The organism is Novosphingobium resinovorum (genome assembly GCF_027922145.1).
GTDB classification, from domain to species: domain Bacteria; phylum Pseudomonadota; class Alphaproteobacteria; order Sphingomonadales; family Sphingomonadaceae; genus Novosphingobium; species Novosphingobium resinovorum.
Genome location: NZ_BSFC01000018.1, coordinates 29644 through 44614, shown reverse-complemented (window position 1 = coordinate 44614; position 14971 = coordinate 29644). Strand labels below are relative to the sequence as shown.

Below are 14971 nucleotides of genomic sequence, written 5' to 3'. Positions count from 1 at the left end.
TCGTCTCGTACTTAAGATGGACAAGCAAATTTGGAAGCCGTCACGGAAGGGGCTGGGCAGTGCAAATCGCTACCATTCTGAATTACATCGACAACGGCCACATGGCCCTGCCTGAATTCCAGCGCGGCTATGTCTGGGGCGGTGATCAAGTGCGCGGCCTGTTCGGGTCGCTCTATCGGCGCCATCCGGTCGGCGGCCTGCTCGTCTGGGCCACCCAGTCCGAGGGGGCACAGCACCGCGGCGATCACGAGCTTGCACCGGGTGTGGTCAAGCTGCTGCTCGATGGCCAGCAGCGGATAACATCGCTCTATGGTGTAATCCGGGGGCGCCCGCCGCAGTTTTTCGACGGCAATGAAAAGGCCTTTGCCGGCCTGTATTTTCATATCGGTCGCGAAGAATTTCAATTTTACCAGCCCATCATGATGCGCGACGATCCCCTTTGGATTGATGTCACCGCGCTGTTGAATGCGGGTAACGATGGCTTGGGTTCCATAATCACCTCCCTCTCCACCAGCCCTGAACACGCGCCGCAACTAAGCGACTATGTCAGCCGCCTCAGCAAACTGCTCGGCATTCGCGACATCGATCTGCATATCGAGGAAATCACGGGCGGCGACATGACGCTCGACGTCGTGGTCGACATCTTCAACAAAGTGAACAGTGGCGGCACCAAACTTTCAAAAGGCGATCTGGCGCTGGCAAAAATCTGCGCCGACTGGCCGCAGGCTCGGACCGAGATGAAAGTGCAACTGGGTAAATGGCGCCAGGCGGGGTACGATTTTTCGCTCGACTGGCTGCTCCGTTCGGTGAACACCGTGCTGACCGGTGAGGCGAAATTCCTGCACTTGCACGGCAAGACTGCGCCCGAGGTGCAGGATGCCTTGAAACGCGCCAGTCGCCATATAGATACCGCGCTGAACCTGATTTCGGGTCGACTTGGACTGGATCATGATCGGGTGCTGTTCGGCCGCGGCGCGGTTTCGGTAATGGCGCGCTATCTCGATCAGCGAACCGGACCGATGGACCAGAAAGAGCGCGACAAGTTGCTGTTCTGGTATGTGCAGGCCGGCATGTGGGGGCGCTTTTCAGGTTCGACCGAAAGCTTCATCGATGCCGATCTTGAAGCACTGGATGCCGGTGGGCTCGATCGCATGCTGGACATTCTTCGCCTTTGGCATGGCGGCTTGCGGGTTGAGCCGGGGCACTTCACCGGGTGGAACCTGGGCGCGCGATTCTACCCTGTATTATATCTGCTGACGCGCATGGCGGAGGCAAAGGATTGGGGGAACGGTCTTCCCCTCAAGGCCGGGATGCTGGGGAAACTCAGTCAGTTGGAAGTCCACCACATTTTCCCTAAGGCTCGCCTCTACGAGGCTGGCTATGGCCGCGCTGAGGTCAACGCGATCGCAAACTTCTGCTTCCTGACCAAACGCGCCAATCTCGACATTCTGGATGATCGACCCGAAGCCTATTTTCCCGCCATCGAGGAAAGGCACCCCGGCGCCCTTTCTTCGCAATGGGTTCCGATGGATCCGCAACTGTGGCGGATTGAAAATTATGCCGATTTCCTAACCGCTCGCCGCGAACTGCTGGCCAAGGCGACAAACGACCTGTTGGCTGACCTGCTCCATGGGGAGACCGAACGGTGGCTCGCCACCGCAGCGCCCGTTCACGCGTCGGCGGCCATTGTTAGCGGGCCAGCAGACGCCAATGAAGAGGCGGCCCTGTCGGCGCTGCAACAATGGGTTGCCGATCAGGGGTTGCCGTCAGGGGTCATGGCTCATGAGATTGTGACGGCGGAATCTGGCGAGCAAGCCGCCGTTCTGGACTTGGCTTGGCCTAATGGCCTGCGGCAGGAACTGACAGAGGCGGTAGCCCTTGTCGTAGGCGCTGATCCGGCGGTGATTACATTGGCAAATGCAAACGGCTTCCGCTGCTTTGCTGATGCAGACGCGTTCAAAGCATACGTCACCAAGGAAATCGTTGGTGAGCCGGTGGCGGCATGATCAACACCGGCGACCGCCTGCGCACCTACCCATTCGCCTTGGAGTCCGAGCTCGAAGATGCCGCAAAGGGGCAAGGCTATCGCATTCCGATGGGCCAGGCCGCCGGGTGGCTTTTCTTCACCTCGTCCAGCGCTCCGGGCGAAATTGCCGTCGCAGCAACAGCGCGGGGCATGGAAGGGCCATTCTTTCTGTCAGTGGCCCATCCTGGTGCTGCGCGGGAACTCTCCGCGCCGGCTGCCACTCCGTGCGCCAAAGGGCACGCCGCCGCCTTCGCATTTCCCACGCGCGACGCACTGTTTGCTGCCGTCAGCGCAGTCTACCGCCTGTCCATCAGCCTACCGACTCTACCATTTGAAGAATTTTTGCGAGAAACCGCGCATCTGGGTGACACAGAAGCTGACCGGGTACAAAAAGTCCGCATCGGGCAAGATCGCTTCCGCTCAGCCGTACTCAACTACTGGAACAGCACATGCCCCCTGACCGGAATCACCGTCCCGGAATTGCTGCGCGCTTCGCATATTATCCCGTGGGCCAGATGCGAAAACGATCAGGAACGGCTGAACGTCCACAATGGCTTGCTGTTGTCATCCCTGTGGGACGCGGCATTCGATGCGGGCCTGATCACATTTGACGACAATGGCGTCGCTGTAGGATCGCCCCGATTAACCGCTGCAGAGATTTTGGCACTAAACTTGGATAATGCCGCGCCGCTGACATTGACCGACGACCACCGCAACCGTTTGGTGTGGCATCGAGAAGTCGTGTGGTGCGCAGATTAGGAACCGCTAGCCCTCGCACATTCACGTCCAAGTCGGCGATCTCGGATGCGTCAGTCAGCTCCACGCGGTTTCCCATGAAGTCTATCCTGGTGCATCCCCCCCTGCCTGACCATGGCGAACGCAGCGACGAAAACAGCATGGGCAGCCAGCGCCACATGACAATCTGATCAACGCGGGGTAGGGCACTCAGACATGCGTGCGCTGCTTAAGGAAGGTCATTCTGGCGAGTTATGGATGAAATTGAGGTAGAAGGCGTTCTCCGGGACTTAAGGCATCTGCGCAGCTTTGTAGTTACCGTCCCCGGCAAGGGGATTGATAATGGCGACTTGCGCGTCCGGATAACCCTTGGCCTTCATACCATCTCACAGAGCTGTGATCGCGGCGATCACCATCTAGAGGACGAGAATGGCAAACCGAGGCGGTTTTGCGAAGATCGGTATGCGTTTTCGCTTGGGCTTCCTGAATTAGCTAAGCGGATGATCGAGCAGAATTATTTCTGCTGGGAATCATTCGATCGAAACAGGGCCATGAACTATGCCATCATCGACATTGCACCAGGTCGCGCCCCCGCGCCGGTCGATGGCGAGCATCAGGTGGTCTTCTTCTACCTTTATCCGTGCAATCAGGAGCTGGCTGACGTCAATCTGGTCGTTACCAGTTGCCATTCGCGCGCAGTTTCCTTCAGCCACATCAAACGGCGCTTCAATATGCACACGGTTTTGCGAACCTGCTTGTATAAGCAAAAAAGGATGCCCTAACGGAAAAGGGCCTCCGCTTTAGGCGGAGGCCCTTTAAAGGTGCGGGTGTGCCTTACCGTGGTGTACCGGCCATTGAGGCGCACATGCTGCGGCGACCTTTTTACAGGAAGCCCCGCTGTCCGTAGCTGATTCTCTAATGCCCTAGAGTGGTAAAAGTTTCAATAAAAAGTTGAATCGCAGTTCCACCGTGCTGTTATCGCTCCCGGTCCTCGTCGCGACGTGACGGGGAAGAGCGAACCGTTTGGGACGGCAGCTATCTGGGTTTATACGCCCGTAACCGGACAGTCGCCTACCGGCCATCACAGGCTCTGAAGTCTGGTAAGCAGACGGTCAGCACCTGGGGATGGAAAATCGACCGCTGAACGGCCGATTTGGGTCGGGACCGGTCATCCAATAGGATGAGCAGTCACGAAGGCGGGGTTCACAATAAGGTCGAGAACCAATCCGGGGCGGCAGTATATCAATCGACCAGGCCCCAGAAACCGCTCTTGCGCCCGTGCATCTTGCGTAATCTCGCTTCATAATCGGTGTGAGATTCATGCACGCCAAAATCGGAAATTTGTCGCGAGAGACTGGCGCACTCGAGGAGATGACGAGCAGCGTGCTTGTAACGCGTTGACCGGGCATGGATCAGGGTGAAATCGATCATGGCGCGCAGCACAAGGCTTGCTGCCAACGGATATTTCGCCGAAAGCGCGTCAGCGGCAGGCGTTAGGATTTCGTAATGGTCGCCGTCGATCTTCTCGAAGCGACCGATTACAAGGTCGGCGGCACGGTCAAGCTTCGGCCATTCCACGAAGAACGACAGTGCACCAAGAACGCTGTTGCAGGTTTGCGCGTGGTCGAAGGCACGCGTCTCAGCATCGATGTCCTCGAAATCCGCCAGCTGCTTGAGGTATTCACGCAAGTGCCCGGACGACAGCGAACTTTCGAAGCAGGACCAGCGCATGTCCTGTGCCTCACGCCCCCTGCCCAATGCGTCCAGAACGGCGATCCTTGCATCAACCCATTTGAAGTCCGGCCAATTGAAGCTGGAGTGACTGGGATTGTTCTGCGTTGCCGCATCAAGGATTTGAAGGGCATCGTCAGCACGATCTGCGGCGACGAGGCGATTGGCGATTTCAGCTGCGATCCGGGGCATCTTGCGGGTGGGTTCGTCATACTGCGCGATGAACGCATCGACATCGCCTAATGCGTCAGCGATCTCCATGAGAGCGAGCTTCACCGTGCTATCTCGGCTACGCTCGTCAATCTCATCCTGGTAGATGGCACCGCTTGATGCCCAACCCACGGCTACTCGATCCTTGCCTGCCGGCCTTTTAACCGGCGTCTTCGCCAGCGCAGTCATACGACCGCGCAGATAGGTAAGCCCGCGCTCTCCCAGAACGGCAGCAAGGGTGCCGATCAGGTCGTCGTACTGGCCATACTCATTGGCGCTCAAAGCATCATAGACCGCGTCACCCAGCGCCTCCGGCCTGGGATTTGCCCGCACGGCAATCTCCGCCAGATCCGCGACAGCCTCGTGAAAAATGGCAATGACCATCCCGCTGCTGTCATCACAGCGCCCGAAGATGGAATTGGCCAGGCCAAGAAAACGCCACATCAACGCCAGACCCTCGGCAGGGTCCGATTGAGCGACCTGCTCGACAATGGCCGTCCTTTGCGTCTGAAGATCCGCGATCAGGGCTTTACGGTTCTGCCAGTCGACGAAGGATCGCGATCGCCGGATCGTGCTGAGCCTTTTGTCCACTTCACGCGCCACCTCCCCCGGGCTTTGTGCGCCAGCAAGCTCGAGACGCAGGCGACGCTTGGCGAGGGCATTTCCCGTGCTGATTTCGATCAGCAGTTGGGCGAGGCGACCCGCCCCCAACTCCTCAAGGTTCTTCGCGTTCAGGGTTTTCTTGGAAGCCAAATTCTCAACTCGATCCGGGCCGGTTGCACGGTTAGTGCATGACGGGTTTTGTGAGCGTAGATCCGTCGAGCATCTGATGTCGAGCCCGGGCGCAAGACAACACAGCCTCATGGATTTCGGTTTCCATGATTTTGGTGAGTTCGCGCACGTGTCTGAAGGTCGTCTCGAGCTGCGTTCGGCTTTCCGCCTGGATGTCGCGCGCGACCAGGTCCTCAATGCCGCCCATCATCGCGCGAAGTTCACCAAGGTGCCCCAGGGACATATGGGCTCGCTCCGGCAGGTCGAGGGTTTCATGACCACCGAACAGACCTTCAACAAAGCCTTCCAGCTCCTGTCGGCGCACTCGGGCGTACTTCGCAAGATTCTCAGCCGACGGCTCGAGATCAAGCCGGTAAAGCCTGAAGGGCGCTGTACGGCTATTGTGCTTCGTCAGGCTGTTCCAAAGCTGATTGATCAGCACATCGATCAGATGATTGAGATTACCCATGGAATCGAACGGCGGAAATTCGCCGCCCCACAGCGCCTTCACCACTGGCAGCGGCGAAGCCGCCATTAACGGTGAGGCGATTGCTCCGAGAAATCGCGTGCGCACTTCATGGTAAGGAACCGAACAAGCGTGCTTCTCCAGCACATCGCGAACGACTTTCTCCTTCGGCGTTCTGAATTTTGACGTCATGTCTTCACATATCCACCAAAGGCTGGCGATGCTATCAGTCGAGGAAAGCACGCATGATGCGCGACCGGCTAGGGTGCTTGAGCTTCCGCAGCGCCTTCGCCTCTATCTGGCGGATGCGTTCACGGGTTACCGAGAACTGCTGACCGACCTCCTCGAGAGTGTGATCGGTGTTCATGCCGATGCCGAAGCGCATGCGCAGAACGCGTTCCTCGCGCGGCGTGAGCGACGCCAAGGAACGCGTTATCATCTCCTTGAGGTTCGCCTCGATCGCCGCGTCCACCGGGATCACCGCGTTCTCGTCCCGGATGAAGTCACCCAGGGAGCTGTCTTCCTCGTCACCCACCGGGCTTTCCAGCGACACCGGCTCTTTCGCGATCTTAAGCACGCGCTTGACCTTCTCGAGTGGCATCGAGAGCTGCTCGGCCATCTCCTCGGGCGTGGGCTCGCGGCCATGTTCGTGGAGGAAGCGACGGTTGGCGCGGACCAGCTTGTTGATCGTCTCAATCATGTGGACCGGGATGCGGATCGTGCGGGCCTGATCCGCGATCGAGCGGGTGATAGCCTGCCGGATCCACCAGGTCGCATAAGTCGAGAACTTGTAGCCGCGGCGGTACTCAAACTTATCGACCGCCTTCATCAGGCCGATGTTGCCTTCCTGTATCAGGTCGAGGAACTGCAGCCCCCGGTTGAGGTACTTCTTGGCGATCGAGATCACCAGGCGCAGGTTCGCCTCGACCATCTCCTTCTTGGCGATACGCGCCTCTCGCTCGCCCTTCTGGACCATGTTGACGATGCGGCGGAATTCGGGGAGCGCCATGCCGATGGTCGCGGCGATTTCGGCGACCTCGTTACGGATCCGCTCGGCAGGGCCGGCTTCGGCGACGGCGAACGCGGCCCACTTCTTGTCCCGGCCCGCCATCTCGGCGACCCAGGTATCGTCCAGCTCACGGCCAACATAGGCTTCGAGGAAATCGGCGCGCTTCACCTTGTGGCGCTCGACCAGTCGAAGCATCTGGCCGCCCAGCGTCGTGAGACGGCGGTTCGACACGTAGAGGTTGTCGATCAACTGCTCGATCTTGGCCGCATGGAACTTGACCGATTCCACCTCGGCGGTCAGTTCGGCGCGCAGTTGCAGGTACTGTTCCTCGCGCGTTTCGGGGAAAACGATACCCAGCCCGGCCGCTTCCGTACGGTCGGCCTGAAGCCGCTCGAAGCTGTGGAACAGCCCGGCGATGAGCGCGAACTTCTCCAGCGCCTCGGGCATCAGCGTCGCTTCCATCTGCGCCAGGCTGATGCCGCCCTCCTCCGCATCCGCCTCTTCGCGGCGCGGGCTGGCGATCGGATTGCCATCCTCGTCCACCTCGGCGGCGTCCTTCTCCTCGGACTCCTCGTCATCGCTGAACGAGGGACCTGCGGTCTTCTCGCTGATTTCGCCGCCGTCTTCGCCGAACGTCTCGACCTGCGGCTCCTTCGCCAGCATCGCGTCGAGATCGAGAATTTCGCGCAGCTGCATGTGGCCGGCGTTGAGCGCCTCGGACCACTCGATGATCGCATGGAACGTCAGCGGGCTTTCGCACAAGCCCTGGATCATCATGTCGCGGCCGGCTTCGATCCGCTTGGCGATTGCGGCCTCGCCCTCGCGGGTGAGCATCTCGGCAGCGCCCATCTCGCGCAAGTACATGCGCACCGGATCGTCCGTGCTGCCGAGGTTCTCGGCCTTCTTCGGTCGCGGCTCACGGCTCTCGAAGACAGCGTCGCCGTCAACGCCATCTCTGCCATCATCGGCCCCTTCGTCGGCAGGCACCCGATCCTCGTCGCTGTCGTCCGACGAGGCGGCGCTGGCGGGAGCGTCATCGGCATCCGGATCGTCCTCGTTCTCGACGACCCTGATGCCCATCTCCGACATCGCCGCCATGACGTCCTCGATCTGGTCGGCGGTCATCTGGTCCTGCGGCAGCGCGAGGTTCAGCTCGTCGACGGTGATCGTGCCGCGACGCTTGGCATAGGCGATGAACTTGGCGACTGAACCTCGGCTCGCCTCAATGATTGGCTCTTCCATTTCTTTGCCGCGTTCGCTTCTGCTCATACTTGGGTCGTCAACTCGTCTTTGAAGTCCCGTTCACGAGACCATGCAAGGCATATGTAGCCGCCCCTTTGCCGGACAAGTCCGAGCAGTTCCAGCGTGCTTTCCACGATGCATGCGTATACCGGCACTGAGGTCGGCTCCGCTAACATGATCCTTGAGCAGTTTTTTGCACTCGCCGAGCATCGCTCAGCATTCGCTTAGGATTGAAGGGTTTGGTAACCCTGCTTTTCAGACTCCGCGCTAACCAGGCTTTCATGCTGATGGATCAATGACGGGCATCAGCATGAAATAACCGCATATCGCGCTACTGCATGGCCACACATGCAGTACTGTGAATTGCAGCGCGCCTACGCCGCACCATTGCAGGCTCAACCCACGGCTGACTGAGATTGATCTTCCCGTTCGGTAAGATGCCGTCGTTCCGCTTCAGCCAACGCTTATATTCTTACCGATCGGGAAGATATGACCTTGCCTCCAGATGATAAAGATGCCATCTTACCGAACGGGAAGATATGATACACACCGCTCAACAATTCGGCACAGCGATTGCGACCGCCCGCAAGGGCCTTGGCCTCACCCAGCGCGAGCTTGCGCTTGCGATCAACACTGGTGAGCGCTTCATCGTGGATCTTGAGGCAGGCAAAGCCACAGCCCAGCTCGGCAAGGCCCTGGCTGCTGCGCAGGCTGTCGGGTTGCGACTGACGGCTCTGGGCTCGTCCGACTGAAGCGGCGAATGGAACTTCCCATTACTTTCGAGGGTCGTCATCTCGCTACGCTCGTGGCGGCGAACGACGAGGTCCGGCTTTCCTACAGCGCCGCTTGGCAAGCCGCACCGGACCATTTCCCGATTTCGCTCAGGATGCCCGTCGATGGCAGCACCTATAAAGGAGATATCGTTCTTCCCTGGCTCATGAACCTGCTTCCAGAAGGCGATCCGCTGCGCGCAATGACCCGCGTTGTGGGAGCGACTGCGGACGATGTTCTCGGGCTGATCGCGCGTACCGGGACCGATCTTGCCGGCGCGCTCAGCATTGGCCTCGATACACCGGGCGGGACGCCCGACTATCGTGAGATCACGGGCAGCGATGCTCTGGAGCGGATCATAAGCGATCTGCCTGCCCGCCCCTTTCTCGTCGACGAGGAAGGCGTCTCGATGAGCCTCGCCGGCGCGCAGGACAAGCTTCCGGTGGCAAAGCTCGGCGATGCGATCGGGGTGCCGATGCATGGCGCCCCATCCACGCATATCCTGAAGCCCGACAACCCGCGCCTTCTCGGCAGCGTCCAGAACGAGGCGCTGTGCATGGTTCTGGCCCGGCGCGCCGGGCTACTCACTGCGCCAGTCACGACAGGCCTTGCCGGACAGCGATCCTATCTCCTGGTGACGCGCTACGATCGTGAAGGCGAGCCGGGCGCGGTGCGACGGATTCATCAGGAGGACTTCTGCCAGTCTCTGGGTCGCCCTCCCGTCGCCAAGTACGAGTACAACGGCACCGGCACGCGCGGCCCTTCGATCGCGGATTTCTTCGCGACCGTGCGCGCGCACATGACTGCGCGGGAAATCACGCAGCTGCTCGACGCGGTGATCTTCAATATCGCCATCGGCAATGTCGATTCGCACGCAAAGAACTATTCGGTCCTGCTCACACATCAGGCTAACCGCTTTGCTCCGCTCTACGATCTCATGTCGGGCCTGGGGTGGGCAAACATCACTCAGAACCATGCCCAGGCCATCGGCGGACAGCGACGGGGGCGGCACATCTACGCGAGGCATTGGCAGCGCATGGCTGAGGCTTCAGGTCTTTCCCCCAAGGCCACGGTCCGGCGCGTGGAGGCCGTGACGGCCCGCCTCTTACGCGAACTGCCGCAGGCCTGCGAGGAGGTCGCCGCCATGCCTGCGGGTCCCGGCCTGATGCTGAAGGTCTTTGAGCGCGAGATTGCGCAGCGCATTGGAGAAGTGCGCGCTCATGCGCAGGAGCCCGGCGATGAAGAGTACGGCGCTCCGGGAAATGATGACGCCGATCAGATCGACGCGACTACCTACCACGGCTAGCTTCGGAAATACCGTAATGCCCCGTTCGTGATGCGGCGAGATTTTCGGATAGAGCCACCGCCTCCCGAACCGCACCCTCGCGCCAACCTGCCTAACAGGCGAAGGGGCGCAAGATGGGCGAGCTCACCTTCGTCATTATCCATCTCTTTGCCGCAGAGCGCTGGCCGGCGGGTTGGCAATCGGATCTGGAGATCTTCACGAAGCAAAAATTTCGGTACCTCGAGGCAAACGGCTCGGGGATCACCGGTAGATGTCCCGCTTCTTAGCGGCTCGACGTCTTGGACAATGAGGAGATGAACACGGTTGTCACCCTTGCCGCTCAGTCTGAGATGGAATTGACTGACTACCACTTTTTTGGAATACGTGTCCGGGATTACCGATCAATTCGCTGCCTTTTTGCCGAACCAGGTTGATTCGGGGCTGCGGAAGGGGACACACACATGTTGTCGGGCCAGATTCTCGATGCAATGATCAGTTCGTGTGAGAACGCCAAGAGTGTACTGCGCCAAGCTGCCATCGACCCTGCCGATCGCAAGACGCTCAATATCTCAATGGGGGCCACTGTCGCTGCCGACATGCTCGGCAGGACGCCCGAAGCCCTTTCGAAAGCAGAAGCGCGTGGACGCCTGCCTGCGCCCAAGACTGCCAGCAATGGCCGCCGGTACTACACGGTCGAAGATCTGATCGCCATTCGCGAAGCGCTCGGCATCAAGATGGGCAAAGCCCCTGATGAGCGGGCCGTGGTCCTCGCGGTCCAGAACTTCAAAGGTGGCGTGAGCAAATCAACCACAGCCAAGCATCTGGCTGATTATCTTGGTCTGCGCGGCTATCGCGTTCTCGTGGTCGATTGCGATCCGCAGGCATCGATGAGCGTAATGTTCGACGTCAATCTCGAGGCCATGGTCGATGAGACCCATACGCTTTCGAATTTTCTGTCTCCTCGCATGGACGACGCCGACTCGTTTCGTAAGACGATCCAGAAAACCGCCTGGCCGAACATCGATATCTGCCCTGCCAATCTTGGGCTCCAGGACACCGAGTGGGAACTGACCGCCACCATTGAAGAGGGCCCCGACGCCATCGCCGGTGCATTCCGCATGCTGCGCATCGGTCTTGAGGAAGTGCGGTACGATTACGATGTCGTGATCCTCGATCCGCCGCCGGCGATGGGCTTTCTGGGGGTCAACACCCTGACTGCGGCCGATGGGCTCCTGATCCCGGTGCCGGCGCGCCAGCTGGATTATCTTTCGACGATCCATTTCATGCAGACCTGCCGCGAGGCCATGACCCTTGTTTCGCGCTTCGACACCTCGATCGACTACGGGTTCATCCGCGTAGTCTGCACGATGTTCCAGCCCAACCGGACAAACGAAGCGCAGATGCTGCAGGTCATGGAAAAGACCTATGCCGGTCAGTTGCTTTCAACCCCCATTCTCCTGTCGGAGGAAATCAAGAACGCCGGCCTTCAGATGTCCTCTATCTATGAGATCAACAAACCTTACGGTTCCCACCAGACCTACACGCGATGCCGTGACAACCTCAACATGGTTTTCCGCGAGGTAGAGAAGGACATCTGCAAGCAATGGCCCTCACGTATTGGCCAGTTGGGCACCGACAGGCTTACGGAGGCGGCATGAGCTCTGGAGGAAAACGGCGCAGCCTGCTCGCTAACGCGATCGAGAGCATTGGTGCCGCCCAGCCTGTATTAAATGACGAGGCCGCGGCTTCGGCGGCACCCGATGTCGTAGAGCGCCCGAGCGAACCCGTCCCGGCGCCCTCGTTTCTCGAACGCAGGGGCGCGGGCCTCGACGAACTCTCGAAGACGGTCAAGAAGCTCACGATCCGGATCAAGCCGAGTGAGTGCACGATCTGGCCGGGCAATGCGCGCGACTACGACCAGCTGTCTCACGAGCGTTGCGCGAGCCTCATCGATTCCATCCGCGAAGAAGGCACCAACAGGGAACCGGTCGTCATCCGGCGCACCAAGAACGGTCCAGCGTCTTATGAGCTGATCGTCGGCACCCGGCGCCATTTCTCGGTCTCGTGGCTCAACGCGAACAATCACTCGGAAATCGAGCTGATCGCCCGCATCGAAACCCTCGATGACGAAGCCGCTTTCAGGCTCGCGGATCTCGAGAACCGGGAACGCGAGGACGTCACCGACCTCGAGCGAGCGCGCAACTATCAGCATGCCGTCCAAGCGTACTATAACGGCGGCCGGGTTCAGATGGCCGAGCGTCTGGCGATCCCGCGCCAGAACCTGCACAACCTGCTGCAGCTTGCCGAACTGCCTGACGAGGTCATTGCTGCATTCGCTGAACCGAACGATCTCAAGGTCCATCATGGAATGCGCTTGTCCCCCATCCTCAAGGATGCGTCGCGCAGGGACGAGATCCTCGATGCAGCCCGGGTTGTTTCTGCCGAACAGCAGGAGCGCCGCGACGCTGGACTTGCAAAGATCGAGGGCGCCCGCGTGTTCGAGCGTCTCATGGCAGCGTCCGCTGAGCACAAGCCTAAGGCCGCGCCCCGCTCCAAGCCAGCGGTCATGAGCCAGGCAGGCGGCCGAATCGCGGAGGTTCTCTCAGATAGCAAGGCGAAGGGCCTCACTGTTAACATCAACCCGCAAAACACCAGCACGGTGGACGAAATTCTGGAAGCATTGCGTCCCGTTATCGAGAAGGCCAAATTCTCCCGATAGAAACACAGGTTTCGTATGAATTATCGATTTAAAACAGAAACTTACGCGCTGGTAAAATATCTTTTACGCGCCAGCTGGAATTAAACGATGCCAAAGGAACAGCGAGAAGACCGGCAAGTTGACCTCTTCCTCCCGCAACTGACGACCCTGCCCCTCAGGGATCAGCGCGAGACGATGGAACGGCCCTTTTTCTCGCTGTCGAAGCGCAAGCGCCTCAAGCCGATCGATTACGTGAGCCCGGATGGCAAGGTGACTGTGCATGTCTCGGCCAACTCCGAGTACGGCCTTGCGACCATCTATGACCTCGATATCCTGATCTACTGTGCCTCAGTTCTAATCGAGCACAAGCGGCGCGGCACAAACGACATCCCCCAGACCCTCCACATCGTTCCCCACGACATGCTCAAGACGTTGAAGCGTGATGTTGGCGGGCGCGCATATGACCTCCTTAGCAACACGCTCGACCGGCTTCAGTCGACGACCGTCAAAACCAACATACGCTCAGGCGATGCGGTCGAGACGACTTTTTCGTGGATCGATAGCCACAGCCAGATCCGCGATCGCAAGGGATCGATCCGCGGCATGCGGATCACCCTGGCCAAGTGGTTCTACGACGGCGTGCTCATGGAAGGCGGGGTTCTTGCTATCGACCCTGCGTACTTCTCCCTCACGGGAGGCAGGGAGCGCTGGCTCTATCGTGTAGCGCGCAAGCATGCTGGGGGAGCAGGCCCCGACGGGTTTGCGATCACGATGCCCACGCTATTCGAGAAGAGCGGCGCGGAGGGTGACTATCGCCGCTTCAAATTCGAGATCACGAAAATCGCCAAGGAAGACGCCCTGCCCGGCTTCTCCTTGAAGATCGAAGCAAGAAACGGTGCCGAACCGATGTTGCGAATGGTTAAGCGCAGCAAGGACGAGGAACTTCCGGTCAGCGGGACGACGGGGCGTTCGGGCACATCGCGGTCAACGGCTGAAGCGACGGGAGACGACCAAACTGCGGCTCCAGCCGTCCCCTCCCCTCCCCCGGCGTTTCCCGAAGGTCATATTGCCTACACCGCGTTCGGCTCGATCGCTCGTGCAAGCCTGCCTAGCCCTCAGCGAGACCATGGTCTTGTTGCTGATGATTTTCGTGCGTTCATGCGACAGCGTGACATCGCTAGAGACGCACCGAACATAGCCCAGATCTTTGCAACCTTCTGCTCGAAACAACGGGCGGCCAACTGATTGGTCCGGTAAGTGTCGGTTCCCTCGCAGACACCCTGACGATCCAAAGCATAGTCTGCCCACCGAGGTTACCGCCCTTCCCCAGTCGGTACTTCAGGAACAGCTTTCTTTCACCGACCCGCACCAGTCCCAAAAGCTGATCGAGCAAGGCCGCTGCCCGCAGCCTGATTGTTCGGCAACGCGTGCGCCCAAATTCATCATTGCGGTCCCCGTTCCTGAAGTACCGATCCGGTCGCTGTCTTCCACCAGGAGGCTCCGGGCCCCTGCCCCATGCGCTGAACCAGGCTGCCTTGCCCTCCCCTGCCCGCCCTGTTTGGATCCCAGCGGCGACACCTTGTCACGACAGCGCTGCACGCACATCGCAGCCACCAGAGGCGCTCCGACCTCAACCCCGTCCTGGCGGACACATCCTCCCTGACCCCGGATCGAAGTGGGCGATCTATTCAACCATCGGACCTTCAAACCAGCGATCCCATCGAAATCTCAGCGTTCCTGAAATACCGAAGTTTGCGCCTGCCTGCCCTCGCCCTCGCCCTCGCCCTCGCCCTCGCCCTCGCCCTCGCCCTCGCCCTCGCCCTCGCCCTCGCCCTCGCCCTCGCCCTCGCCCTCGCCCTCGCCCGAGAAATGCATCAAGGCTAGCCAGGTCAACCTAAACCGACCTGTTATTGACCTGCAGGGATTTCGACCGCTGACGGGGTAACGTCCAACCGCCAACGCGAACTTGCCATCGGGACTGTTGCTACCAAAACGCCGGACAACATCCCGCTGCGCCGTATCTGCGC

Annotated in this window: 13 protein-coding genes; 9 read left to right on the top strand and 4 right to left on the bottom strand. The window is 59.8% G+C overall.

Annotated elements, in window-relative coordinates:
- Window positions 1-59: 59 nt before the first annotated feature.
- The 3 genes from PKE80_RS09985 (at window position 60) to PKE80_RS09975 (ending at window position 3543) form a co-directional block, all read left to right on the top strand.
- Window positions 60-2006 carry a GmrSD restriction endonuclease domain-containing protein gene (locus PKE80_RS09985; RefSeq protein WP_271182355.1) on the top strand — a complete coding sequence of 649 codons (1947 nt, stop codon included), beginning with the start codon at window positions 60-62 and terminating at the stop codon, window positions 2004-2006.
- Window positions 2003-2785, top strand: coding sequence for an HNH endonuclease (locus PKE80_RS09980; RefSeq protein WP_271182354.1), 783 nt, complete (start codon window positions 2003-2005; stop codon window positions 2783-2785). The genes PKE80_RS09985 and PKE80_RS09980 overlap by 4 nt, the downstream gene beginning before the upstream one ends.
- A gap of 230 nt (window positions 2786-3015) precedes the next feature.
- The gene (locus tag PKE80_RS09975) at window positions 3016-3543 is read left to right on the top strand and encodes a YjaZ family protein (protein ID WP_271182353.1); all 528 of its coding nucleotides are present in this window, start codon (window positions 3016-3018) and stop codon (window positions 3541-3543) included.
- Window positions 3544-4003: 460 nt separating this feature from the next.
- Here the strand turns inward: PKE80_RS09975 and PKE80_RS09970 are convergent, their stop codons facing one another.
- From PKE80_RS09970 to rpoD, 3 genes are read right to left on the bottom strand one after another with little or no spacing between them, the layout of a single operon-like run.
- On the bottom strand, window positions 4004-5455 hold the full coding sequence (locus PKE80_RS09970; RefSeq protein WP_271182352.1) for a DUF6880 family protein: 1452 nt from the start codon (window positions 5453-5455) through the stop codon (window positions 4004-4006).
- A gap of 31 nt (window positions 5456-5486) precedes the next feature.
- Window positions 5487-6131 carry a hypothetical protein gene (locus tag PKE80_RS09965; RefSeq protein WP_271182351.1) on the bottom strand — a complete coding sequence of 215 codons (645 nt, stop codon included), beginning with the start codon at window positions 6129-6131 and terminating at the stop codon, window positions 5487-5489.
- A gap of 34 nt (window positions 6132-6165) precedes the next feature.
- The gene (gene rpoD, locus PKE80_RS09960) at window positions 6166-8217 is read right to left on the bottom strand and encodes an RNA polymerase sigma factor RpoD (RefSeq protein ID WP_271182350.1); all 2052 of its coding nucleotides are present in this window, start codon (window positions 8215-8217) and stop codon (window positions 6166-6168) included.
- A 512-nt stretch (window positions 8218-8729) separates the two neighbouring features.
- On the opposite strand from rpoD, the gene PKE80_RS09955 reads away from it, so the two are divergent.
- The 6 genes from PKE80_RS09955 to PKE80_RS09930 all read left to right on the top strand — a co-directional run bounded on the left by PKE80_RS09955 (window position 8730) and on the right by PKE80_RS09930 (window position 14189).
- Window positions 8730-8942 carry a helix-turn-helix domain-containing protein gene (locus PKE80_RS09955; RefSeq protein WP_036530285.1) on the top strand — a complete coding sequence of 71 codons (213 nt, stop codon included), beginning with the start codon at window positions 8730-8732 and terminating at the stop codon, window positions 8940-8942.
- 8 nt (window positions 8943-8950) lie between these two features.
- On the top strand, window positions 8951-10267 hold the full coding sequence (locus tag PKE80_RS09950; protein ID WP_271182349.1) for a type II toxin-antitoxin system HipA family toxin: 1317 nt from the start codon (window positions 8951-8953) through the stop codon (window positions 10265-10267).
- A gap of 113 nt (window positions 10268-10380) precedes the next feature.
- Window positions 10381-10533, top strand: coding sequence for a hypothetical protein (locus tag PKE80_RS09945; RefSeq protein WP_271182348.1), 153 nt, complete (start codon window positions 10381-10383; stop codon window positions 10531-10533).
- 174 nt (window positions 10534-10707) lie between these two features.
- The gene (locus PKE80_RS09940) at window positions 10708-11904 is read left to right on the top strand and encodes an AAA family ATPase (protein WP_036530278.1); all 1197 of its coding nucleotides are present in this window, start codon (window positions 10708-10710) and stop codon (window positions 11902-11904) included.
- Complete coding sequence (locus PKE80_RS09935) at window positions 11901-12965, top strand: ParB/RepB/Spo0J family partition protein (RefSeq protein WP_271182347.1); 1065 nt, start codon at window positions 11901-11903, stop codon at window positions 12963-12965. The genes PKE80_RS09940 and PKE80_RS09935 overlap by 4 nt, the downstream gene beginning before the upstream one ends.
- Before the next feature lie 87 nt (window positions 12966-13052).
- Window positions 13053-14189 (top strand): replication initiator protein A, encoded by a 1137-nt coding sequence (locus tag PKE80_RS09930; RefSeq protein WP_271182346.1) that lies wholly within the window; start codon window positions 13053-13055, stop codon window positions 14187-14189.
- A 483-nt stretch (window positions 14190-14672) separates the two neighbouring features.
- Here the strand turns inward: PKE80_RS09930 and PKE80_RS09925 are convergent, their stop codons facing one another.
- Window positions 14673-14837, bottom strand: coding sequence for a hypothetical protein (locus PKE80_RS09925; RefSeq protein WP_271182345.1), 165 nt, complete (start codon window positions 14835-14837; stop codon window positions 14673-14675).
- Window positions 14838-14971 lie beyond the last annotated feature (134 nt).

Coding starts and splice junctions, on each gene's coding strand:
- rpoD (WP_271182350.1), bottom strand. CDS start 8,217: ATGAGCAGAAGCGAACGCGGCAAAGAAATGGAAGAGCCAATCATTGAG.
- PKE80_RS09965 (WP_271182351.1), bottom strand. CDS start 6,131: ATGACGTCAAAATTCAGAACGCCGAAGGAGAAAGTCGTTCGCGATGTG.
- PKE80_RS09935 (WP_271182347.1), top strand. CDS start 11,901: ATGAGCTCTGGAGGAAAACGGCGCAGCCTGCTCGCTAACGCGATCGAG.
- PKE80_RS09940 (WP_036530278.1), top strand. CDS start 10,708: ATGTTGTCGGGCCAGATTCTCGATGCAATGATCAGTTCGTGTGAGAAC.
- PKE80_RS09930 (WP_271182346.1), top strand. CDS start 13,053: ATGCCAAAGGAACAGCGAGAAGACCGGCAAGTTGACCTCTTCCTCCCG.
- PKE80_RS09980 (WP_271182354.1), top strand. CDS start 2,003: ATGATCAACACCGGCGACCGCCTGCGCACCTACCCATTCGCCTTGGAG.
- PKE80_RS09975 (WP_271182353.1), top strand. CDS start 3,016: ATGGATGAAATTGAGGTAGAAGGCGTTCTCCGGGACTTAAGGCATCTG.
- PKE80_RS09945 (WP_271182348.1), top strand. CDS start 10,381: ATGGGCGAGCTCACCTTCGTCATTATCCATCTCTTTGCCGCAGAGCGC.
- PKE80_RS09955 (WP_036530285.1), top strand. CDS start 8,730: ATGATACACACCGCTCAACAATTCGGCACAGCGATTGCGACCGCCCGC.
- PKE80_RS09950 (WP_271182349.1), top strand. CDS start 8,951: ATGGAACTTCCCATTACTTTCGAGGGTCGTCATCTCGCTACGCTCGTG.